The sequence below is a fragment of the Nocardia sp. NPDC003979 genome (genome assembly GCF_053605015.1).
This window is the reverse complement of record NZ_JBSGIJ010000013.1, coordinates 53263-73665: the sequence shown is the minus strand read 5'-3', so window position 1 is coordinate 73665 and position 20403 is coordinate 53263. Positions and strand designations below refer to the sequence as shown.

Annotated in this window: 24 protein-coding genes; 11 read left to right on the top strand and 13 right to left on the bottom strand. The window is 68.6% G+C overall.

The features are described from left to right. Window positions 1-48: 48 nt before the first annotated feature. The 9 genes from ACWEVR_RS24460 to ACWEVR_RS24420 form a co-directional block, all read right to left on the bottom strand. Window positions 49-720, bottom strand: a complete 672-nt coding sequence (locus tag ACWEVR_RS24460; RefSeq protein WP_452468875.1) for an amino acid ABC transporter permease — start codon at window positions 718-720, stop codon at window positions 49-51. A gap of 3 nt (window positions 721-723) precedes the next feature. Continuing rightward, window positions 724-1482 carry an amino acid ABC transporter substrate-binding protein gene (locus tag ACWEVR_RS24455; protein WP_452468874.1) on the bottom strand — a complete coding sequence of 253 codons (759 nt, stop codon included), beginning with the start codon at window positions 1480-1482 and terminating at the stop codon, window positions 724-726. A gap of 157 nt (window positions 1483-1639) precedes the next feature. Beyond that, a complete protein-coding gene (locus ACWEVR_RS24450; RefSeq protein ID WP_067498102.1) occupies window positions 1640-2161 on the bottom strand; it encodes a TM2 domain-containing protein in 522 nt (173 codons plus the stop codon). A gap of 226 nt (window positions 2162-2387) precedes the next feature. Beyond that, window positions 2388-3491 (bottom strand): prolipoprotein diacylglyceryl transferase, encoded by a 1104-nt coding sequence (gene lgt, locus ACWEVR_RS24445; RefSeq protein ID WP_452468939.1) that lies wholly within the window; start codon window positions 3489-3491, stop codon window positions 2388-2390. Between the two features lie 73 nt (window positions 3492-3564). Beyond that, window positions 3565-4365 carry a tryptophan synthase subunit alpha gene (gene trpA / locus ACWEVR_RS24440; RefSeq protein ID WP_067644693.1) on the bottom strand — a complete coding sequence of 267 codons (801 nt, stop codon included), beginning with the start codon at window positions 4363-4365 and terminating at the stop codon, window positions 3565-3567. Further along, window positions 4362-5621: a tryptophan synthase subunit beta gene (trpB, locus tag ACWEVR_RS24435; protein WP_452468873.1), complete on the bottom strand. Its 1260-nt coding sequence runs from the start codon at window positions 5619-5621 to the stop codon at window positions 4362-4364. Before trpB ends, trpA begins: the two co-directional genes overlap by 4 nt. Then, complete coding sequence (gene trpC, locus ACWEVR_RS24430) at window positions 5618-6439, bottom strand: indole-3-glycerol phosphate synthase TrpC (protein WP_067498128.1); 822 nt, start codon at window positions 6437-6439, stop codon at window positions 5618-5620. Before trpC ends, trpB begins: the two co-directional genes overlap by 4 nt. 136 nt (window positions 6440-6575) lie before the next feature. Next, window positions 6576-7259: a TIGR02234 family membrane protein gene (locus ACWEVR_RS24425; protein WP_452468938.1), complete on the bottom strand. Its 684-nt coding sequence runs from the start codon at window positions 7257-7259 to the stop codon at window positions 6576-6578. 215 nt (window positions 7260-7474) lie between these two features. Next, on the bottom strand, window positions 7475-9013 hold the full coding sequence (locus ACWEVR_RS24420; RefSeq protein ID WP_357151458.1) for an anthranilate synthase component I: 1539 nt from the start codon (window positions 9011-9013) through the stop codon (window positions 7475-7477). 157 nt (window positions 9014-9170) lie between these two features. Here ACWEVR_RS24420 and ACWEVR_RS24415 point away from each other — a divergent pair, with 157 nt between their 5' ends. The 4 genes from ACWEVR_RS24415 (at window position 9171) to ACWEVR_RS24400 (ending at window position 11250) form a co-directional block, all read left to right on the top strand. Continuing rightward, window positions 9171-9449: a hypothetical protein gene (locus ACWEVR_RS24415; RefSeq protein WP_067498134.1), complete on the top strand. Its 279-nt coding sequence runs from the start codon at window positions 9171-9173 to the stop codon at window positions 9447-9449. A 91-nt stretch (window positions 9450-9540) separates the two neighbouring features. Continuing rightward, the gene (locus ACWEVR_RS24410) at window positions 9541-10011 is read left to right on the top strand and encodes a peroxiredoxin (RefSeq protein ID WP_452468872.1); all 471 of its coding nucleotides are present in this window, start codon (window positions 9541-9543) and stop codon (window positions 10009-10011) included. A 61-nt stretch (window positions 10012-10072) separates the two neighbouring features. Beyond that, a complete protein-coding gene (locus ACWEVR_RS24405) occupies window positions 10073-10639 on the top strand; it encodes a permease (protein WP_067498139.1) in 567 nt (188 codons plus the stop codon). A 143-nt stretch (window positions 10640-10782) separates the two neighbouring features. Further along, the gene (locus tag ACWEVR_RS24400) at window positions 10783-11250 is read left to right on the top strand and encodes a MarR family winged helix-turn-helix transcriptional regulator (RefSeq protein WP_452468871.1); all 468 of its coding nucleotides are present in this window, start codon (window positions 10783-10785) and stop codon (window positions 11248-11250) included. Window positions 11251-11264: 14 nt separating this feature from the next. On the opposite strand, the gene ACWEVR_RS24395 is transcribed toward ACWEVR_RS24400, so the two are convergent. Continuing rightward, window positions 11265-12203, bottom strand: coding sequence for a GlxA family transcriptional regulator (locus ACWEVR_RS24395; protein WP_452468870.1), 939 nt, complete (start codon window positions 12201-12203; stop codon window positions 11265-11267). 124 nt (window positions 12204-12327) lie between these two features. Between ACWEVR_RS24395 and ACWEVR_RS24390 the strand changes: the two genes are divergently transcribed. Beyond that, a complete protein-coding gene (locus tag ACWEVR_RS24390) occupies window positions 12328-13011 on the top strand; it encodes a DJ-1/PfpI family protein (protein WP_452468869.1) in 684 nt (227 codons plus the stop codon). Window positions 13012-13050: 39 nt separating this feature from the next. Beyond that, window positions 13051-13350: a hypothetical protein gene (locus ACWEVR_RS24385; RefSeq protein ID WP_452468868.1), complete on the top strand. Its 300-nt coding sequence runs from the start codon at window positions 13051-13053 to the stop codon at window positions 13348-13350. A gap of 3 nt (window positions 13351-13353) precedes the next feature. On the opposite strand, the gene ACWEVR_RS24380 is transcribed toward ACWEVR_RS24385, so the two are convergent. The 3 genes from ACWEVR_RS24380 to ACWEVR_RS24370 are packed head-to-tail and all read right to left on the bottom strand — an operon-like array spanning window position 13354 to window position 15635. Beyond that, entirely contained in the window at window positions 13354-14013 is a 660-nt protein-coding gene (locus ACWEVR_RS24380) for a DNA alkylation repair protein (RefSeq protein WP_452468867.1), read from the bottom strand. Between the two features lies 1 nt (window position 14014). After that, window positions 14015-14365: a phosphoribosyl-AMP cyclohydrolase gene (hisI, locus tag ACWEVR_RS24375; RefSeq protein WP_067498155.1), complete on the bottom strand. Its 351-nt coding sequence runs from the start codon at window positions 14363-14365 to the stop codon at window positions 14015-14017. A gap of 7 nt (window positions 14366-14372) precedes the next feature. After that, window positions 14373-15635, bottom strand: a complete 1263-nt coding sequence (locus ACWEVR_RS24370) for a PucR family transcriptional regulator (RefSeq protein ID WP_452468866.1) — start codon at window positions 15633-15635, stop codon at window positions 14373-14375. Between the two features lie 132 nt (window positions 15636-15767). Here ACWEVR_RS24370 and ACWEVR_RS24365 point away from each other — a divergent pair, with 132 nt between their 5' ends. The 5 genes from ACWEVR_RS24365 to ACWEVR_RS24345 are packed head-to-tail and all read left to right on the top strand — an operon-like array spanning window position 15768 to window position 20400. Next, window positions 15768-16526: an ABC transporter ATP-binding protein gene (locus ACWEVR_RS24365; RefSeq protein ID WP_452468865.1), complete on the top strand. Its 759-nt coding sequence runs from the start codon at window positions 15768-15770 to the stop codon at window positions 16524-16526. Further along, window positions 16523-17248 (top strand): ABC transporter ATP-binding protein, encoded by a 726-nt coding sequence (locus tag ACWEVR_RS24360; protein ID WP_452468864.1) that lies wholly within the window; start codon window positions 16523-16525, stop codon window positions 17246-17248. Before ACWEVR_RS24365 ends, ACWEVR_RS24360 begins: the two co-directional genes overlap by 4 nt. Next, window positions 17245-18123 carry a branched-chain amino acid ABC transporter permease gene (locus ACWEVR_RS24355; protein ID WP_452468863.1) on the top strand — a complete coding sequence of 293 codons (879 nt, stop codon included), beginning with the start codon at window positions 17245-17247 and terminating at the stop codon, window positions 18121-18123. The genes ACWEVR_RS24360 and ACWEVR_RS24355 overlap by 4 nt, the downstream gene beginning before the upstream one ends. After that, a complete protein-coding gene (locus ACWEVR_RS24350) occupies window positions 18120-19160 on the top strand; it encodes a branched-chain amino acid ABC transporter permease (RefSeq protein WP_452468862.1) in 1041 nt (346 codons plus the stop codon). The genes ACWEVR_RS24355 and ACWEVR_RS24350 overlap by 4 nt, the downstream gene beginning before the upstream one ends. Continuing rightward, a complete protein-coding gene (locus tag ACWEVR_RS24345) occupies window positions 19150-20400 on the top strand; it encodes an ABC transporter substrate-binding protein (protein ID WP_067498170.1) in 1251 nt (416 codons plus the stop codon). The genes ACWEVR_RS24350 and ACWEVR_RS24345 overlap by 11 nt, the downstream gene beginning before the upstream one ends. Window positions 20401-20403: the final 3 nt, after the last annotated feature.

The window sequence follows — 20403 nt, the reverse complement described above, 5'->3', positions numbered from 1 at the left end:
GCCGCGTCGCACCCCGAGTTCCCTTCGTGTTCACCGAAAGAGCTCCGGCTACCGAACAGCGACGTGGCGCGAGAGCCGGGTTTCCAGGCGGGTCTGGGCGAAGCCGAGGACCAGGCAGATGGCCCAGTAGTAGAGGGCCGCGACGCCGTAGAGGGCGAAGAAGTCGAAGGTGGGGGCGGCGGCGAGCTGGGCGGTGCGCAGCAGTTCGGTCACCAGGATGGTCGAGGCCAGTGAGGTGTCCTTCACCAGCGAGATCAGGGTGTTGGACAGCGGGGGAACCGCGATCCGGGCGGCCTGCGGAAACACGACGTACCACAGTGTCCGCACATACGTCATGCCGAGCGATTCGGACGCCTCCCACTGACCGTGGGCCACGCTCATGATCGAGGAGCGAACCACCTCGGCGGCGTAACCGCCCACATTCAGGCTGAACGCGATCACCGCCGCCGGGAACGGATCGATGACGACGCCGAACTGCGGCAGCGCGTAGAACACGATGAACAGCTGAACCAGCAGCGGGGTGCCGCGAATGATCGAGATGTAGAAGCGCGCGGGCCACGACAGCACCCGCCGCGCCGACATCCTGGCCAGCGCGACACCCACCGCGATGGCCAGGCCGATGGCGAAGCTGATCGCGGTGAGCGGCAACGTCATAGTGACCGTCGCCTCGAGCATCGGCCACAGGTTGCGCCGGATCAGCTCCCAGGTCGCCTGATCCATCCGCTACTTGCTGACGTCGGTGCCGAAGTACTTCTCCGACAGGCGCGCCAGGGTGCCGTCGGCGGCCAGTTCGGCCAGCGCCCGGTCGATGTCGGCGACCAGCGCGGCGTCGTCCTTGCGGGCCGCGAAGGCCTGCTTGCTCACCTCGCCGGTCTTGGCGGCGACCTTGATGTCGGCGCTGCCGTTCTTCTTGGTGTACTCACCGACGGCGAGCGTGTCGTTGATCGTGGCGTCGACGCGACCGGCCTTCAGCAGCTGCACCGCCTGCACGAAACCCTCGACCGCTTCGACCTTGGCGCCCGCGTCCTTGGCGACCTGGTTCCAGTTGCTGGTCGCGGTCTCGGCGGCGGTCTTGCCCGCGAGCGAGGCCAGGCCGGTGATGTCGGTGTTGTCGGCGCGCGTGACGATCACGCCCTCGGAAGTGGTGTACGGCTGCGACAGCGAGTACTTCGCGGTGCGCTCGGGGTTGATCGTCACCTGGTTGGCGACCAGGTCGAAGCGCTTGGATTCCAGTCCGGCGAAGATCGAGTCCCACGGTGTCTGCACGAATTCGACCCGCTTGCCGAGCTTCTCGCCGACCGCGCGGGCGACCTCGACGTCGTATCCGGTGAGCTCGCCGTTCTCCTGGTAGCTGAACGGCGCGTAGGTGCCCTCGGTGCCCACCTTCAGCACATTCGGGTCGGACGCGGACGAGCAGGCCGACAGACCCGTCGCCGCGACGACGGCGAGTACGACGGCGGCAAGAACTTTGCGCACGGACATCCCTTTCTCCGCTGCGCGCCGGAACACGCGCAGGCCAAGCGACGCTACGGCGCCGCGCACGACCGACACAGAGTATCGCTCATCGCGATCGGAATGGGGCGGGGAAACACGACGGGTGCCCTGCCAGGCAGGACACCCGTCGGCGACGCTTGCCGGATCAGTCGCGCAGCGGGCGGCCCTGCGCGTCGGGCACCTTGCCGGTGAGCATCATGATGCCGTCGATCAGCGGCCAGATGGCGCCGAGACCACAGGTCAGCCAGACCACGGCGATCTGGGCGATGCCGAGACCGGTGTAGCCGAGGTAGAAGCGGCCCACACCGAAGCTGCCGAGGAAGATCTCGAGCAGACCGGCCATCAGCTTCTGCTTGTCCGAGAACGGAACCCCGTACATGTCCCGGCCGTAGGGGGCCTCCGGGTCGGCCGGGTTGTACCCCTGCGGCATCCCGTACGGCTGCGGCTGGCCGTAGCCCGGCTGCTGCTGGGCGTACGGGTCGGCGGGCTGACCGTACTGCGGCTGCGGCGCGCCGTACTGCGGCTGACCGTAACCGGGCTGCTGGGCGTACGGGTCCGACGGCTGCTGGCCGTAGGCCGGCTGACCGTACTGCTGGTGCGCGCCCGAATCGGGCTGCTTGCTCAGGTCAGGGCCGTATTGCGGATTGGGGTTGTAGGGGTCGGTCACTCATGTCCTCCATCATTCGTGCGGGTACCCGTCGTGGCCCCCGGCCATGTGGTGATCGGCCGAACGGCGGTGCGCCCGCGACGATCACGGTCATTGTGGCCGGTACCACCGGCCGTTGTCTTCTCGGGTGCCTCGTCGTCACGAGCACGCAGCACTCACGGGAATATCGCGACGGGTGTTCGTCGTGTTGACGAACACCCGTCGATCAGTTCGGTTCCTCGAGGGTTCAGGCCTTCTTCGCGTCCGATTTCGTCGGCTCGCCTGCTTCGTCGGCCTCGGTGGCCGACTCCTTCTCGGTGGCAGCAGCGTTCTCGGCCGGTTCGGTGGTGGTCACGGCCGAATCATTGTGTTCCGCTGCGGGTTCCGACTTCTTCGCGAGGTCGACCTGTCCGCCGTCGGCGTTCTCGGCCGCACCGAGCGCGCGCAGTTTCGACAGCTGCCACGGCCACGGGCGCGGCGCCGCGCCGGGCTGCAGCAGGGCCGGGTCCTCGCGGCCTTTGGTCGCCAGCGCGAAGTAGGCCATGGCGCCGAGGAATACGAGCGCGGAGGTGAACGAGTTGACCCGGATGCCGAGCACGTGGGTCGCCTCGTCGCTGCGCATCAGCTCCACGAAGAACCGGCCGAAGCTGTATCCGGCGACATAGAGCGCGAACAGGCGGCCGTGCCCGATCCGGTACCGCTTGTCGATCTGCACGAGCAGCACGACGACGAGCACGTTCCAGATCATCTCGTAGAGGAACGTCGGGTGGACCACCTCGAGCACCTGCCCGGTGGACACCCCGTTCATCATGTCGCGCGCGCCCGTCTCGGTGTCGTAGCGGGCGTAGATCTCGAGACCCCACGGCACCTCGGTGGTGCGACCGTAGAGTTCCTGGTTGAAGTAGTTGCCGAGCCGGCCGATGGCCTGGGCGAGCAGCACGGCCGGCGCGATGGCATCGCCGAGCGCAGGCAGCGGGATCTTGTAGATGCGGCAGGCGATCCAGGCACCGATGCCACCGAAGAACACCGCACCCCAGATACCGAGCCCACCCTGCCAGATATAGAGCGCCTCGACAGGGTTCTTGTCCGGCCCGAAGTATTTGTGCCAGTCGGTGGCCACGTGATAGATCCGCCCGCCGACCAGGCCGAACGGCACCGCGAACATGGCCACATCGAGCACCGCCCCGGCCTGCCCACCACGCTGCTGCCACCGGCGTTCACCCCACCAGATGGCGACGATGATGCCGAGGATGATGCACAGCGCGTACGCCCGCAACGGAAAGGGCCCGAGCTGCCAGACACCCTGCGGCGGACTCGGGATATAGGCCAGGACTGAGTTCACGGCCACCAGGCTAGTGGAGAGCGAGGATTCGGGTCAGCCCGTCCCCTGGCGAGTGACCCGTGTCCCGGTGAAACTGCTTCGGCTACGAGCGCACCGTTGCGGCGCGGACGCCTTCGGCGAGCTCGGAGGTCAGTGCGCGCACAGCGTCGAGGCCTTCGGCGGCGGCCGAGACCAAGGCCGAGCCGACGATGACGCCGTCGGCGTAGGCGGCGATTTCGGCGGCCTGGGCGCCGGAGCGGACGCCGAGGCCGACGCCGATCGGGATGTCGGAGTGGGCGCGGATGCGCGAGCACAGGGCGGGGGCGGCCGAGGAGACGGCGTCGCGGGCGCCGGTGACGCCCATGGTGGAGGCGGCGTAGATGAATCCGCGCGAGGCTTCCAGGGTCTTGACGAGGCGTTCCTCGGTGGAGGACGGGGCGACGAGGAAGATGCGGTCCAGGTTGTGGGTGGACGACGCGACGAACCAGTCGTCGGCTTCCTCGGGGATCAGATTCGGCGTGATGATCCCCGCGCCGCCTGCGGCAGCCAGGTCACGGGCGAAGTTGTCCACCCCGTACTTGAGCACCGGGTTCCAGTAGCTCATCACCACGGCCTGACCGCCGGCGTCGGTGATCGCTTCCACCACGGAGAACACGTCGCGCACGCGCACACCGCTGCGCAGCGCCTGCTCGGCGGCGTGCTGGATGACCGGGCCGTCCATCACCGGGTCGGAGTAGGCGACGCCGACTTCCACGATGTCACAACCGGATTCGACCATCGCCCGGACCACGTCGATGGAACCGGCCAGATCGGGATAGCCCGCGGGCAGGTACCCGATCAGAGCGGCCCGGCCCTCGCTCCGTGCGGCCGCGAAGGTGTTGGCCAGACGGGACTGCTGACTCACTGCTTGTTCTCCTCGGCGGAGTCGTCGAACAGACCGAACCAGCGGCCCGCGGTGTCCATGTCCTTGTCACCACGACCGGACAGGTTGACCAGGATGATGGCGCCCTCGCCGAGTTCCTTGCCGAGCTTCAGCGCACCGGCCACGGCATGGGCGGATTCGATCGCCGGGATGATGCCCTCCGAACGGGAGAGCAGCAGCAGCGCGTCCATCGCTTCGGTGTCGGTGATCGGCGCGTACTCGGCGCGGCCGATGTCCTTGAGGTGGGCATGCTCGGGGCCGACACCGGGGTAGTCCAGACCGGCCGAGATCGAATGCGATTCGATGGTCTGGCCGTCCTCGTCCTGCAACAGGTACGAATAGGCGCCCTGGAACGCACCGGGTGTACCGCCGGTGAAAGTGGCTGCATGCCTGCCGGTTTCGACACCGTCGCCGGCCGCTTCGTAACCGATCAGCCGCACGCCCGCGTCGGGGATGAAGGCATGGAAGATGCCGATGGCGTTGGAGCCACCGCCCACACACGCGACCACGGCGTCGGGCAGGCGACCGGCACGGTCGAGCATCTGCTCGCGCGCCTCCATGCCGACGATGCGCTGGAAATCACGCACCATCAGCGGGAACGGGTGCGGGCCCGCGGCGGTGCCGAAGCAGTAGTAGGTGTCGTCGGCGTGGGTGACCCAGTCGCGCAGCGCCTCGTTGATGGCGTCCTTGAGGGTCTGCGAACCACTCGTCACCGAGATCACCTCGGCGCCGAGCAGCCGCATCCGGGCCACATTGAGCGCCTGACGGGCCGTGTCGACCGCACCCATGTAGATCACGCAGTCCAGGCCGAGCAGCGCGCAGGCGGTTGCGGTGGCGACACCGTGCTGACCGGCACCGGTCTCGGCGATGACGCGGGTCTTGCCCATCCGCTTGGCGAGCAAGGCCTGGCCGAGCACATTGTTGATCTTGTGCGAACCGGTGTGGTTCAGGTCCTCACGCTTGAGGAAAATCCTTGCGCCACCGGCGTGTTCGGCCAGCCGGGTGCATTCGAACACCGGCGAGGGACGACCGGTGTAGTCGCGCTGCAGCCGGTCGAGTTCGTCGAGGAAGGTGTGATCGGAGCGCACCTTGTCGTATTCGGCGGTGACCTCCTCGATCACGGCCATCAACGCCTCGGGCACGTGCCGTCCGCCGTAGACACCGAAGTGCCCGCCCGCGTCGGGTTCGTAGTCGCTGTGCTGGGCCACCCCCGCGCTGGCCTGGGGCAGGGCGCTCATCGGATGCTCCGCCTGGCCGGCTTCGGGCACGAGGGGTGGGCGCCGGCAGTCACCAGATCCGAGACGGCGGCCCGCGGATTTCCGCTGGTCACCAAGCTCTCACCGACGAGCACCGCGTCGGCGCCCGCACCGGCGTAGGCCAGCAGATCGGCGGTGCCGTTGACACCGGATTCGGCCACCCTGATGATCTCCGAGGGCAGGCCGGGCGCGATCCGGGCGAACACGTCTCGGTCGACCTCGAGGGTCTTGAGGTTGCGTGCGTTCACGCCGATCACCGAGGCGCCCGCTTCCAGGGCACGATCGGCTTCCTCTTCGGTGTGTACCTCCACGAGAGCGGTCATACCGAGTGATTCGGTGCGGTCGATCAGCGAGGACAGCACGTCTTGTTCGAGCGCGGCCACGATCAGCAGGATCACGTCGGCACCGTGGGCACGGGCCTCGTGAATCTGGTACGGGCCGACGACGAAGTCCTTGCGCAGCACCGGGATGTTCACCGCGGCGCGCACGGCGTCGAGATCGTCGAGCGAGCCACCGAAGCGGCGCTGCTCGGTGAGCACGCTGATGATGCGGGCGCCGCCGTCTTCGTAGGCCTTGGCCAGGACGGCCGGGTCGGGAATGTCGGCCAGCGTGCCCTTGGAGGGGCTGGCTCGCTTCACCTCGGCGATGACACCGATCCCGTCCTCGTGCAGCGCGGCGCGCGCGTCGAGCGGCGCCTTCGCGGCGGCCGCGGCAGCTTTGATCGCCTGAAAATCGAGGAGGGCTTCGCGAGCGGCAACATCCGCCCGAACCCCGTCGAGAATCGAGTCGAGTACCGTCATCTGGCTCGAATCCTTTCTGGGGAGACGAACTTCTCACCCGAGAGTCCCCCCGGGCGCTGTCTCACCGATGCTTGACAAGAATAAATGGCCGCCGCGCGTGTCACTGCGGCGGGGGTGCCGGGGGTCACGTGCCCGGTCACGGCTCGCGCCGGCCCGGGCGGTCGTCGTCGTCCGGGGTGTCGGTGGGGTCGGTGCCCGCGTCGAGGGCATCCCACAGCACCCGGTCCGACAGCGGCGCGGCGCCGTCGGACTTGTTCACCTGTGCGCTGGCGTCGGCCCGGCGGAAGACGGGGTTGTCGTACTTGCCGGACAGCTGGGCGGTGGTCTCGGTCCGCCTGGTCAGCAATACGCCCGCGGCCAGGGCGCACGCCGCCGCGAGCACCGACAGCACGGCCGGGAAGACGTGGGCTTCGGCACCGGTGACCGTCGCCCGGCCGGGCAGCTCGGCGAGCGTGCCCGCCCGTTCGGCGGTCCTGCCCGCCCCGATGGTCAGGGCGAAACCGGGAACGGCTGCCACCGCGGCGACCACCGCGACCACCACGCCGAGGAGCTGACGCAGTACGCCCTTCACCGCGAACACGGCGGCGATCGCGGCAACGAGCACCAGTGCGAGCGGAGTGAGCGCCCCGAACCAGGTGCCGCCGTCGAGGTTGTCGGTACGGGGTTCGGTGAGGCCGTCGGCCGACTGCACCGTCACCCACGTCATCCGGGACGACGCCCACAATCCAGCCGCCGCAACGGCCAGCAAGATCACCGGAACTACCGGTTTGGCGGCAGGTGCGGCCACTCGCGCGCCTGCTGTCTGGTCGTCGCCCTTCACGCCGCTGTCGCCCGCTGGGCCGCCGTCGACCGTCGAGCCGCTGTCGCCCACCGGGCCGCTGTCACGCGCCGTGCCGCCGTCACCCACCGGACCGCTGTCACGCGCCGTGCCGCCGTCACCCACCGGACCACTGTCACGCGGCGTGCCGCGTTCGCTCACCGAGTCGCTGTCAGGCGCCGGTTCGCTGCCGTTCGGTGTGTCGTCGTCCCGCGCACTCACTCGGCGCCGCCCTCGTAGGTGCGCAGGGTCTTGGCGGCCGCGATCGCCTTGAGGACCGCCATGGCCTTGTTGCGCGCCTCGGTGTCCTCGGCGACGGGGTCGGAGTCGGCGACGACGCCCGCTCCCGCCTGGACGTAGGCGGTGCCGTCCTTGAGGAGGGCGGTGCGGATGGCGATGGCGGTGTCGGCGTCACCGGCGAAATCGAGGTAGCCGACCACGCCGCCGTAGATCCCGCGCCTGGTCGGTTCGAGTTCCTCGATCAGTTCCATCGCGCGCACCTTCGGCGCACCGGACAGGGTGCCCGCGGGGAAACACGCGCGCACGGCGTCGAGGGCGATCTTGCCCTCGGCCAGCTGACCCGACACGGTCGACACCAGGTGCATCACGTGGCTGTAGCGCTCCACGTGCCGGTACTGGGTGACGCGCACCGTGCCGGGACGGCACACCCGGCCCAGATCGTTGCGCCCCAGATCGACGAGCATGAGGTGCTCGGCGTTCTCCTTGTCGTCGGCGAGCAGATCCTTCTCGAGCAGGATGTCGTCCTCGGCGCTCGCTCCGCGCCAGCGGGTGCCCGCGATCGGATGTGTCGTGGCGACACCGTCTTTCACGGTCACCAGCGATTCCGGGCTCGAGCCGACGATGGAGAACGCGGTGCCGCCGTCGCCGTCGGGGATGTGCATCAGGTACATGTACGGGCTCGGGTTCGAGGCCCGCAGCATCCGGTAGACCGCGAGCGGGGAGCCGGTGTACTCCATTTCGAAGCGCTGCGAGAGCACCACCTGGAACGCCTCGCCCGCCTCGATCTCCTTGATGAGCCGACGCACGCCCGAGCAGAATTCCTCGGTGGTCCGCCTGCGCAGGTAGTCGGGTTCGGGCTGGTCGAAGACCGATACCGTCGACGACGCGGGGGTGGCCAGCGCGGCGGTCATCCGGTCGAGGCGGGCCACGGCGTCGTCGTAGGCGGCATCGACGTGTTCGTCGGTGCCGTTCCAGTTCACCGCGTTGGCGATCAGCGTGATCGCGCCCTCGTGATGGTCGAAGGCGGCCAGGTCGGTGGCGAGCATCAGCACCAGCTCGGGCAGCTGCAGATCGTCCTCGGCCAGCTCGGGCAGGCGCTCGATGCGGCGGACCGCGTCGTAGCCGAGATAGCCGACCATGCCACCGGTGAGCGGGGGCAGGCCGGGCAGGCGTTCGGTGCGCAGCAGTTCGAGGGTCTCGTGCAGCACGCGCAGCGGGTCGCCACCCGAGGGCGCGTCGGCGGGGACGGTGCCGAGCCAGGCGGCCGCACCGTCGACGACCGTCAGTGCCGACGGGCTGCCCGCGCCGATGAACGACCAGCGCGACCAGGAGCGCCCGTTCTCGGCGGACTCGAACAGGAAGGTGCCCGGCCGGTCGTCGGCCAGTTTGCGGTAGGCCGAGAGCGGAGTCTCGGAGTCGGCCAGCACCTTTCGGGTCACCGGGACCACCCGGTGCTCGGCGGCGAGCAACCGGAACTGCTCGCGGGTGGTGGTGGTCGGTGTCGGCGCGCCCTGCATTCGGCCATCATCCCAGGCGCCGCGAGCCGGCCGCATCCTGCCCCGACCACCCCGCCGAAGGCGGTCACGACCGGGCGCCGAATGCGGTCGTGACCGGCATCACTACACTCGCGCGCGTTCCATGTCGCATGCGGTATCCCTTCTTCCGAGAGGAGCCATGTTGAATCCCTCGCATCAGGGCGCACAGATGGGCAGGCAGGCCCCTGTGTCGCAGCACTACAACGGTCCTGGACAGCAGTCCGCGGCGAGCGCGCTCACGTCGTTCGTCACCTACGCCAAGGCCATGCAGGATCTGGACGAGAAGTCGTTCCCGGTCGAATACGAAGCGCACCGCGATCGCCTCCTGAAGCTGGAGCCGATGCTGCGCGTGCACGGCATCCTCGACGTGATGGAGATCCGCAACCCGGAGATCAAAGCGCTGTTGCGGATTCCCTAGAGCCGCAGGGCCGGTCGAAAAGGCGGGTCCCCGTTCGCGTCCGTGAACGGGGACCTTTTGCGCTCGGGCACCGGCCGTTAGGGTCGTGCGCATGCAGCCAGGTCAGACCGCGCCCCCGTTCGAACTTCCCGATCAGTCCGGCGAACTCCGCTCCCTCGACGCCCTGCTGGCAGGCGGGCCGCTCGTCCTGTTCTTCTATCCGGCCGCCAACACTCCGGTCTGCACCGCCGAGGCCTGCCATTTCCGTGATCTGAGCGCGGAGTTCGCCGCCCTCGGTGCGTCGTGTGCCGGGATCAGCACCGACAGTGTCGAGGTGCAGGCCGGTTTCGCCGGCAAGCAGCGACTCGACTATCCGGTCCTTTCCGACGCAAACGGGGAGGTCGCGGCCGATTTCGGCGTCAAGCGCGGACTGCTCGGCAAGTTGGCCCCGGTCAAACGGCACACCTTTGTCATCGATACCGATCGCACGATCCTGAAGGTCGTCACCGGTGAACTGCGCGCGGCCGTGCACGCGGACGAGGCGTTGCGCTTCCTGCGCGAACGGGCGAAATCCGCCGGATAACGAGGAGAAACGCCGGGCACGGATCGGTGCCCGGCGCCGTCGGCGCACCTACGCTGGGGGAATGACATCCGGCGAAGTGCGGTCGAGCGGTCAGAAGTCCACAGCTACCGTGTGGCGCAACCGGGCGATCATGATCCTGGCGACAGCGGTCGTGCTGGTGATCGCCTATTTCATCCTGGCCTCGTTCATCCCACGATGGTGGGCGCAGCGCCTGGCGAGCCTCGTGCACGGCAGCTTCACCCAGGGCATCTGGTGGGGCCTGGTCTACGGCCTGGTGTTCACGCTGGTGCCGTTGCTGCTGTTGCTGCTCGCGGTGCGGATGTGGAAGCGCAAAGGCGGCAAGTTCATCGCCGGGGTGGCAGTCGTCATCGCGCTGCTCGGCTCCCTGCCGAACCTGATGACGCTCACCATCGTGCTCGGTGGCAACAATGCGGCGCACGCCGGTGAACGCATCCTCGATGTCGACGCGCCCGCGTTCCGCGGTGCCTGCCTGGTCGGTGCGATCGTGGCCGCGATCATCTTCGCCCTGGTGCTCGGTCTGATGGGTAAGCGGGGCATCAACCGCCGCCGCGCCGCCAAGGCCACCCCCGAACCGACGGTCCCGCCGCAGGAGTCTCGCGAGTACTGAGGCTTCGATGACGCGTCCCGGGTTGTGAGTGACCTCACGACCCGGACGATCCGGCGGACGCCGCAGCGACGTCGTGGCAAACTCGGTCCGGTGCGCGTTCCTCTCCTCGATCCGTGCCGCCCGACCGCGAGGCGGCCTCAGCCATGACCAGATGGCTGGATCCGGTAGAACAACGCGCCTGGCAGGCGGTAGTCGCGCTGATGACAAGGGTTCCGGCCGCCCTCGACACCCGGCTGCAGCGCGAGTCCGGGCTCACGCATTTCGAATTCCGGGTGCTGAGCCTGCTGTCGGAGGAAGCCGGGCACCGGATGCAGCTCAGTGATCTCGCCCACAAGGCAAATGCTTCGCTATCGCGCCTGTCGCATGTGGTGTCGAAACTGGAGCGACTCGGCTGGGCACGCCGCGATTCGGCGACGGGCAGACGCGGCGTGTACGCCGTGCTCACCGATGACGGTTTCGAGAAGGTCGTCGAGGCGACGCCCGGGTATCTCGAGGCCGTGCGCAAGCTGGTGCTCGATGGTCTCGACTGCGCCCAGACGGCCCAGCTGGCCGCCCTCGGCGAAAGCCTGTCCAGCCAATTGGACCATGTCCTCGCCGAGGGGTGCGACTAGACCTCGAATCCGGTTCAGCCGAACGTGCGCCGGTAGCTCTGCGGGCTGACGCCGGTGGTGCGCTTGAAGCGCTCCCGGAAGGCGGTGGCCGACCCGAAACCGACCTGGCCGCTGATCCGTTCGACGGAATGCTGTGTGGTTTCCAGCAGATGCTGTGCCTGCCGGATCCGGACGCGGTGCAGCCAGCGCAGCGGAGTGGTTCCGGTGTGTTCACGGAAGCGCCGGATCAGCGTGCGGGTGCTGGTTCCGGCCCGCTCGGCGATATCGGCGAGGCTGAGGTCCTCGGCCAGGTTCTCCTGTAGCCAGATGAGCAGCGGTTCGAGCTCACAGCCCTGCGGTGTCGGGACGTGGTCGTGAACGATGAACTGCGCTTGTCCGCCTTCGCGTTCGAGCGGCATCACCGACAGCCGGGCGGCGTGCGCGGCCACGGCCGAGCCGTAGTCACGTCGAATCATGTGCAGGCACAGGTCCATTCCCGCCGCGGCGCCCGCCGAGGTGAGGAACTGACCGTTGTCGACGTAGAGGACGTCCGGGTCGACGTCGATGTCGGGATGGGTGGTGGCCAGTGCGCCTGCCGCGAGCCAGTGGGTCGTGGCGCGCAGCCCGGCGAGCAGGCCCGTGGCGGCCAACGGGAAGGTGCCGACACAGATGGACGCGATACGGGTGCCCTCGGCGGCGGCCGAGCGTAGTGCCTCGCGGACGGCGGGTGAGAGCGGCGCGGTCGGATCGGCGATGCCCGGCACGATGATCGTGTCCGCGTTCCGGAGGCCGTCCAGGCCCCACGGGGCGCGCAGGGTGAAGGCGCCCGCGTCGACCTCGGCATCCTCGGCGCAGACCCGCACCTGGTAGCCGGGTCGTCCGTCGGGCAGCCGGGTCCGCGAGAACACCTCGATCGGAGTGGACAGATCGAACGGGATCACCTTGTCCAGTGCCAGGACGGCGACGGTGTGCATGGCCCGAGAGTACCGAGGTTGGCATTTTTCCGTCGAAACCTGACGCCAGTGCCACTGGGCTCTCGCGGCGAGCACCGGTTGACTGGGGGATGTCCAGCGGATATCGACGCGAGGGAACTCATCCATGCATATTCAGATCGTCCTTTTCGACGGCTTCGACCCACTCGATGCCATCGCTCCCTATGAAGTGCTGTACGCGGGCGGCGTGGCGTCCGACGGCGCGGTCACCGTCGAACTGGTCTCCGCACAGGGCCCTCGCGAGGTGATCAGCGGTACCGGCGGACTGACATTGCGCGCCACCGGCACCCTCGACCCGGAACGTGCGGACATCGTTGTGGTGCCCGGGGCTTCGGGCCGGGTGGGCGACCTCGCCGAGGTGCCGGAAGCAGGTGCGGGCGAGTGGGAACCGGACCAGCCCATCCCGGTGCTGCTCGGTCGCACGCTGAGCACCGAGCTGCCCGCGCTCCTCGCGCAGGCGATGCAAGCCCCAGGGGTCACGGTCGCCACCGTCTGTGGAGGTTCGCTGGTCCTGGCCATGGCCGGCCTGCTCGAAGGCCGTCACGCCACCACCCACCATCTCGGCCTGGATCTGCTCGACGCCACCGGCGCGCACGCGGTCTCGGCCCGGGTCGTGGACGACGGCGACCTGGTCACCGGCGCGGGTGTCACCTCCGGCCTCGATCTCGGCCTGTATCTGCTCGAGCGCGAGCTGGGTCCCCGTGTCGCGCATGCCGTCGAAGAGCTCTTCGCGCACGAGCGCCGTGGCACCGTCTGGCGCGCCGACGGTCTGACACCGACCGCCTTCTGAGCCCGAACCATTCATCGAGCAGTCAGGAATCGCATCAGCATGTCCTTCGCAGGCACCTGGAACATGTCCATCGCCACCCCGATCGGCAAGATCGACGCCGTGGTCGAAATCCGTGAGCAGGACGGGGTACTCACCGGCGTCGCGCGCGGAGCAGGCGAGGACGTGCCACTCACCGAGCTCCGCGCCGACGGCGATCGGCTCACCTGGAAACAGGCCGTCACCAAACCCCTGCGGCTGAACCTGACATTCGACGTGACGGTCGACGGTGACACCCTGCGGGGAACCTCCAAAGCCGGGCGCCTGCCGTCGTCGAAGGTCGTCGGCGAACGACGCCGCTGACGCTCAGTCGCCCTGCCTGCGCACCATTTCCGCGATCCAGGTAGGTGCGAACGGCGAAGTGCAGCCGGGCGAGGTCGGATAGTCGGCGAGCACCCGCAGCCGTTCCCCGATATCTATGGCGCGGGCCCGGTACTCGGGGTGGTTGATCCCGATATGAGCCAGGCAGGTGTTCATCGCCCATTGCAGACGGTCGGGGGCGGTCTTCATGTGCGTTTCGATGTCGTCCAGGAGCCCGGGAAGGTCCAGTCCCGCAGGCTTTTTCACCACCCGTTCGGCGGTGAGCGCCCAACCGGCGGCGGCCACCGCCGGATCCGGGTCGGCGAGCCAGGCCACGCGCAGGTCCTCGGCGTGCGGGTTCTTCTTCACCACATAGTTCACGAGCCAGTCGTGCACCTTCGGGGTGCGGGCGGCGCGGATCATCGCGTCGAGCTCGGCCCGGTCGAAGGCTTTCGGGCGGCACACGAGCAGGGCGAGCAGTTTCGCGGCGGTGTCGTCGGTGGCCCACAGCCCGACGGCGAGGTCGTGGTTGGTCTTCAGCCGTTTGGCGACCGCACGCAGCTCGGTGAGGTTCACGCCGTGGTCGTCGCCGTGCTTCTCGTTGACCTCGCGAACGCGCGGGTTGTCGAGGGCGGCGAGCTCGGCGAGGACCTCCGGCACGGTCATCTCAGTCGGCCTCGCGTGCGAGCAGCACATCGGTGTCGAAGCAGGTGTGGGTGCCGGTGTGGCAGGCCGCACCTTCCTGATCGACGATCAGCAGCACAGTGTCACCGTCACAGTCGAGCCGCACCTCGTGCACGTACTGCGTGTGCCCCGAGGTCTCCCCCTTCACCCAATACTGCTGCCGCGAACGCGAATAGTAGGTGCCCCTGCGGGTTTCGAGGGTGCGGGCCAAGGCCTCGTCGTCCATCCAGGCCATCATCAGCACGTCTCCGGTCGACTTCTCCTGCGCGATCGCGGCGACGAGCCCAGCCTCGTTGCGTTTGAGGCGAGCGGCAATAGCAGGATCCAGACTCATCCGTCGTTTATAACAGCTCGATCGCCACCAGCAGTTCGACGAGGTCGTTGACGCTGCGCACATTGCGTCCGGTGAGTTCCTGGATGCGGCCCAGCCGGTACTTGGCGGTGTTGAGGTGGATGTGCAGGGCGTCGGCGGCTTCGCGCAGGTTCATGTCGGCGGCGGCGAACGCGCGGACGGTGTCGGCGAGGGTGCCGCCCCGGGCGCGGTCGTCGGCGAGGGCGGCGCCGACACGGGGGTCGACGAGCTGACGGGTGGTGTCATCAGCGCGCAGCAGCAGGTACCGGAACGGTGTCATCTGCGGCAGCGCGAGCACGCCACCGTCCTCGGGGAGCAGGGCGAGGGCGGCCCTGGCCTGCCGGTGCGCCCGGGGGATCTGGCCGACCTCGGTGACCGAGGTGCTCACTCCGACGGCAAGTGCCACACCGTCGGCGGCGAGTTGTTCACGCAGCGCCCGCAGTCGTTCGCACAGTTGCTCGGCCGACCCGTCGGGTCGCAGCGCCGGGATGGCCACGATCTCGGTATCGCGCACCACCGACAGGGTGCGCAGCCCGTTGACACCGGTGCGTGCCAGCGCGGCCGACACCACTTGCCTCGTCTCACCCAGGGAGTCGGCCGTCGGCGCGGGATCGAGAACCATCGCGGTGACGATCACCAGCGGCGCGGTCCGTTCGGCGCCGATCCCGTGCGCGGTGGCCACGGACAGGTGCGGTCCGCTCGCGGGCAGGGCACCGTCGAGCAGGGAGTCCATCAATGCCTGGCCGTCGCGGCTCGATTCCGCGGTGACGTACTGCTGGAATTCCAGGTAGGCGTCGGTGGCCTGGGTGCTGATCAGGTCGGTGTAGCGGGCCAGCGGTCCGGCCAGCGACAACACGGCCTCACGTCCCGCGTCGGTGTCGCCCGCGTGGGCGAGCAGCGATTTCCAGATCGCCCGCTGACCCAGCCGGAACGCGGCGATGTAGTCGACCAGCGGCAGCCCGCAGCGGGCGCGGCGGGCAGCGGCCTGCCTGGCGTAGGAGACGTCGGCCGGGGTGACCCGTTTGTGCTCGAGCAGGGCACCGAGCCCGGTGCGGCTGAGCCGGGCCAGCTGGTCGTGCACGTCGGCGAGGAACCCCGGGTCGGCGGTGCCGTAGCCGGGCAGTTCGACGCGCAGCTTGGCCATCACATCGTCGGCGATCTCGTCGGCGTGCTCGTAGGCGCATCCGACTATCCGGGCGCGCTCGGCGTGCACCGGGTCGGAGTAGCCGAGCAGTTGTGATCCAGCTGACATGTCCGGGGAGTTTGCAGCGCCGCGTTCGAGGTGTCAACCAGATCACACTGTCCGCAGCGGACGAGGCACGGCCGAAAACTTGGTCCACAACGTCCGATGTGGGTGCTGACCAGCGCTCTTAGTGTTCCTCGCATGCTCGACATAACCCACCTGACGGTGCGCTTCGGCGGGATCACCGCCCTGCAGGATGTGGGGTTCACGGTCGCCGCGGGCGAGATGGTCGGTCTGATCGGGCCCAACGGCGCGGGCAAGACCACCCTGTTCAACTGCCTCACCCGGCGCAACCGTCCCACCTCCGGCACCTTGCGCTACCTCGATACCGACCTGACCACGGTGCGTCCCGATGCACTGGCCGGCCTCGGTATCGCCCGCACCTTCCAGAATCTCGGCCTGTTCGCCCGGATGTCGGTGCGCGACAACGTGCTCGTCGGCACCCATCACCGCACACGCGGCGGTTTCGTCTCGGCGGGGCTGCGGATGCCGTGGGTCGGCCGGGAGGAACGGCGACTGCGCGCCGACGCCGACGAACTGCTCGAGCGGCTCGACCTCACCGCCGTCGCCGATCACCCCGCCGCCGGGCTGCCGTTCGGCACGCTCAAACGGATCGAATTGGCGCGCGCCCTGGCGGTGCGGCCCCGGTTGCTGCTGCTCGACGAGCCGGTGAACGGGCTGAGCCACGGCGAGGTCGACGAGTTCGCCGGACGGCTTCGTGCCCTGCAAACCGAGCTCGACCTCACCGTTGTCGTCGTCGAACACCACATGGGATTCGTGATGAACACCTGTGACCGGGTGGTCTGCCTCGAGTTCGGGCAGGTGATCGCCGAGGGCGAACCCGAAGCGGTGCAGAGCGATCCGGCTGTCGTCCGCGCCTACCTCGGGGCTGCCTCATGAGCGAATTCCTGACCGTCACCGACCTGTACGCGGGGTACGGCGCCGCGAAAGTGCTGCACGGCGTGAGCTTCTCGGTCGCCGAAGGCGAAGTGTGCGCCATCCTCGGCCCCAACGGCGCGGGCAAGACCACCCTGTTGCGGGCGCTGTGCGGCATGGTGAAAGTGCGTGGCACCCTGCGCTTGAACGGTGACGAGGTGGCCGGACGGGCACCCGAGGCGATGGCCCGGCTCGGCCTCGCCCACGTGCCCGAGGGCCGCGGCACCTTCGCCCCGCTCACGGTGGAGGAGAACCTGCGCCTCGGCGCCTACTCCCGCCGCGACCGCGCGGGCGTCGAGTCCGACCTGCGCCGCGTCTACGACTACTTCCCGATCCTGCGCGACAAGCAGCGCGACCCGGCGGGCGGGCTGTCCGGCGGTCAGCAGCAGATGCTCGCCATCGGCCGGGCGCTGATGCTGCGCCCACGACTGCTGCTGCTGGACGAACCCTCGCTCGGGCTTTCCCCGCTGGTCACCCAGGAGCTGTTCGGGATCGTGCACACCATCAACGCAGAGGAACGCACCACCGTGATAGTCGTCGAACAGAACGCCCACCTCGCGCTGGGTGTCGCCCATCAGGCACATGTGCTCGAGACCGGCCGGATCGTCCTGTCCGGCAGCGCCGCCGAGATCAAAGCAGACGAGCAGGTCGTCCGCTCCTACCTCGGATACCGGGTGCGGCCGTGACCGAATTCGTGCAGCAGCTCGTCGAGGGACTCTCGGCGGGCGCGATCTACGCGGGGCTGGCGCTGGCCCTGGTCCTGATCTACCGGTTCACCGGGGTGGCCAACTTCGCCCAGGGCGAGCTGGCCATGTTCTCGGCCTTCCTGGCCTGGCAGCTGAGTCAGGTGATGCCGTTCTGGGCGGCACTCGTCCTCACGCTGGTGATCTCGTTCCTCGCGGGCATGGCGATCGAACGGGTGGTGATCCGGCCGGTCGAAGGCAAACCGGAGATCACCCTGGTGATCGTCACGGTCGGTTTGTTCTTCACGGTGCACGCGGCAGCGGGCTGGATCTGGTCCTACCAGGTGAAGTCCTTCCCGAATCCCTTCCCGGACGGCGCGTTGCGCGTCGCCGATGTCAGTGTGGGGTACGGCAGCCTCGGCATCTTCGCCGTCGTCGGACTGGTGATGGCCCTGCTGTATCTGCTGTTCCGCTACACCGCGATCGGGTTGGCGATGCGGGCGGTGGCGTGTAATCCGCAGTCCGCCAGGCTCGTCGGCATCCGGGTCGGCACCGTGCTCTCGCTGGGGTGGGGGCTCGCGGCGCTGGTCGGGTCGGTGTCGGGGGTGCTGTCGGCACCGCTGCTGTTCCTCGATCCCAACATGATGAGCGGCGTCCTGATCTATGCCTTCGCGGCGGCGACGCTCGGCGGGTTCGACTCCCCCGGCGGCGCGGTGGCGGGCGGTCTGATCGTCGGCGTCGCCGAAACCCTCACCGGCGCCTACGTCGACGCGATCGGCACCGAGCTCAAGATCGGTGTGCCGCTGGTGATCATCCTGGGCGTGCTGTTGCTTCGCCCCCAAGGTCTGTTCGGACACGCGGCGGTGGAACGGGTATGAGTGACGTGAAGATCTCGGCAGCGAATCCTGTAGCACCCCAGGCGGAACCGGCACGTCCGGGAATCCGCGTCCCCCGGCTTCCGCTGGTCTGCACGGTCGCGGTAGTCCTGCTTGCGTGTGCCGCACCGTTCCAGCTGGTGCCCTTCCACACCTTCCAGCTGGCGATGGCCATGATCTACGCGGTCACCCTGCTCGGGCTGAACCTGCTCGTCGGTCACACCGGCCAGATCTCACTCGGCCACGGCGCGTTCTTCGCGATCGGCGCCTACACCGCCGCGATCGCAATGCACCGCTGGGACACACCGTATTTGGCGACGATCCCGCTGGCGGCGGTGATCACCTTCGTGCTCGGGTTCGCGCTCGGTATCCCGGCGTTGCGCCTGCGCGGGCTGTATCTCGCACTGGTCACCCTGTCGATCGCGATCTTCCTTGTCCCGTTGCTGAAACGGTTCGACGGACTCACCGGTGGCTCGATGGGACTCGGCGTCGACAAGCCGGTGCCGCCTGCCTGGACCGGGCTCGCCGAGGACCAGTGGCTGTACTTCCTCGCGCTTGCCGTCACCGTACTGAGCTTCGTGCTGGTCGCCGGGATGCTGCGTTCCAGGGTCGGTCGCGCCCTGCACGCGGTGCGCGACAACGAGACCGCCGCCGAGGTGCTCGGGGTGAACCTGGCGCACTACAAGACCCTCGCCTTCGCCTGGAGCGCGCTGCTGGCCGGCGTCGCGGGCTGCGTCTACACCTGGGTGATCGCCTTCGTCTCCCCCGACTCGTTCGCGCTCACCCTGTCGATCACCCTGCTGGCCGGGCTCGTCGTCGGCGGACTCGGCACCACCTGGGGGCCGGTGCTCGGCGGGCTGTTCGTGATGTTCGTGCCGAGCCTGGCCCAAGACGTCAATCAGGCCGCACCCGGCGTCATCTTCGGACTGCTGATCATCGCGGTCATGTACCTCGCACCCCAGGGACTGGCCGGTCTGGCCACCCGATGGGCGCACTGGCTCGGACAACGCGTCCGGAAAGGGAGAACTCATGCGCACTAGGACAATCCAGTGTCTCGGGGTGGCCGCCGCACTGGTCGCCACGCTCACCGCGTGCGGTGGCCGCAACGCCGACACCGGGACCGTCGGCGAAGGCGACTGCCGAGGTCAGCAGACCACCGGCATCACCGACAGCACCATCAAGCTCGGCGGCGTGTACCCGCTGTCGGGTCCGGCCTCGGCCTACGGCGAGGTGCCCAAGGGCATCAAGGCCTACTTCGACTACGTCAACGCCGAGAAGGGCGGCATCGGTGGACGCCAGGTGGAATACCTCGTCCGCGACGACGGCTACCAGCCGCCCAAGACTGTCGAGGAGACCCGCCGACTGGTCGAACAGGACCAGGTGTTCGCGGTCTTCCAGACCCTCGGCACCGCCACCTCCTCGGCGGTGACCGACTACCTTGGCCAGCGCAAGGTGCCGCAGGTGTTCGTCGCCACGGGCGCCACGAAGTTCGGGTCCGAGGACAACCCGTGGACCATCGGCTGGCAACCCAGCTACCGCACCGAGGGCCTCGCCTACGCCGAGTACGTGAAGAAGCAGCGCCCCACCGCGACCGTCGCGGTGCTGTACCAGAACGACGACTTCGGCAAGGACCTGCTCGCCGCGTTCCGCGAAGGCGCCGAGGGCAGCGGGGTGAAGGTGGTCGCCGAGCAGAGCTTCGAGGTCACCGACCCCACCGTCGACGCGCAGGTGCGCAACCTGGCCAACTCCAAAGCCGATGTGATGCTGAACTTCTCGACGCCGAAGTTCGCCTCCCAGGCCCTGGCCGCCGACGTGCGCAACACCGACTGGAACCCGCTGCACGTGCTCACCCAGGTCTCCAACACCATGGCGACCCTGCGCCCGGTCGGCCTGCCGAATATCCAGGGCACGGTCAGCGCGGCGTTCCTCAAGGACCCCGCCGATCCGCGCTGGGCCACCGACCCCGGTATGCAGACGTTCAAGACCGAACTCACCCAGTACGCGCCCGGCGCCGACACCGAGAACCAGCACGCGATGGCCGGTTGGGCGATGGCGCAGAGCTTCCACAAGACCCTCGAAGCGGCGAAGTGCCCGACCAGGGAGGGCCTGCGCGATGCGATGCGCTCGCTCGACAACGTCTCCGCCGACCTGATGCTGCCCGGCATCAGCATGAAAACCGGTGCGGGCGACGGCTTCCCGCTCGAGGCGGTCGGCATCCAGACCTTCGCCGGCGAGCACTGGTCGCTGACCGAGGGCCTGATCGATACCTCCGGCAAGTAGTCC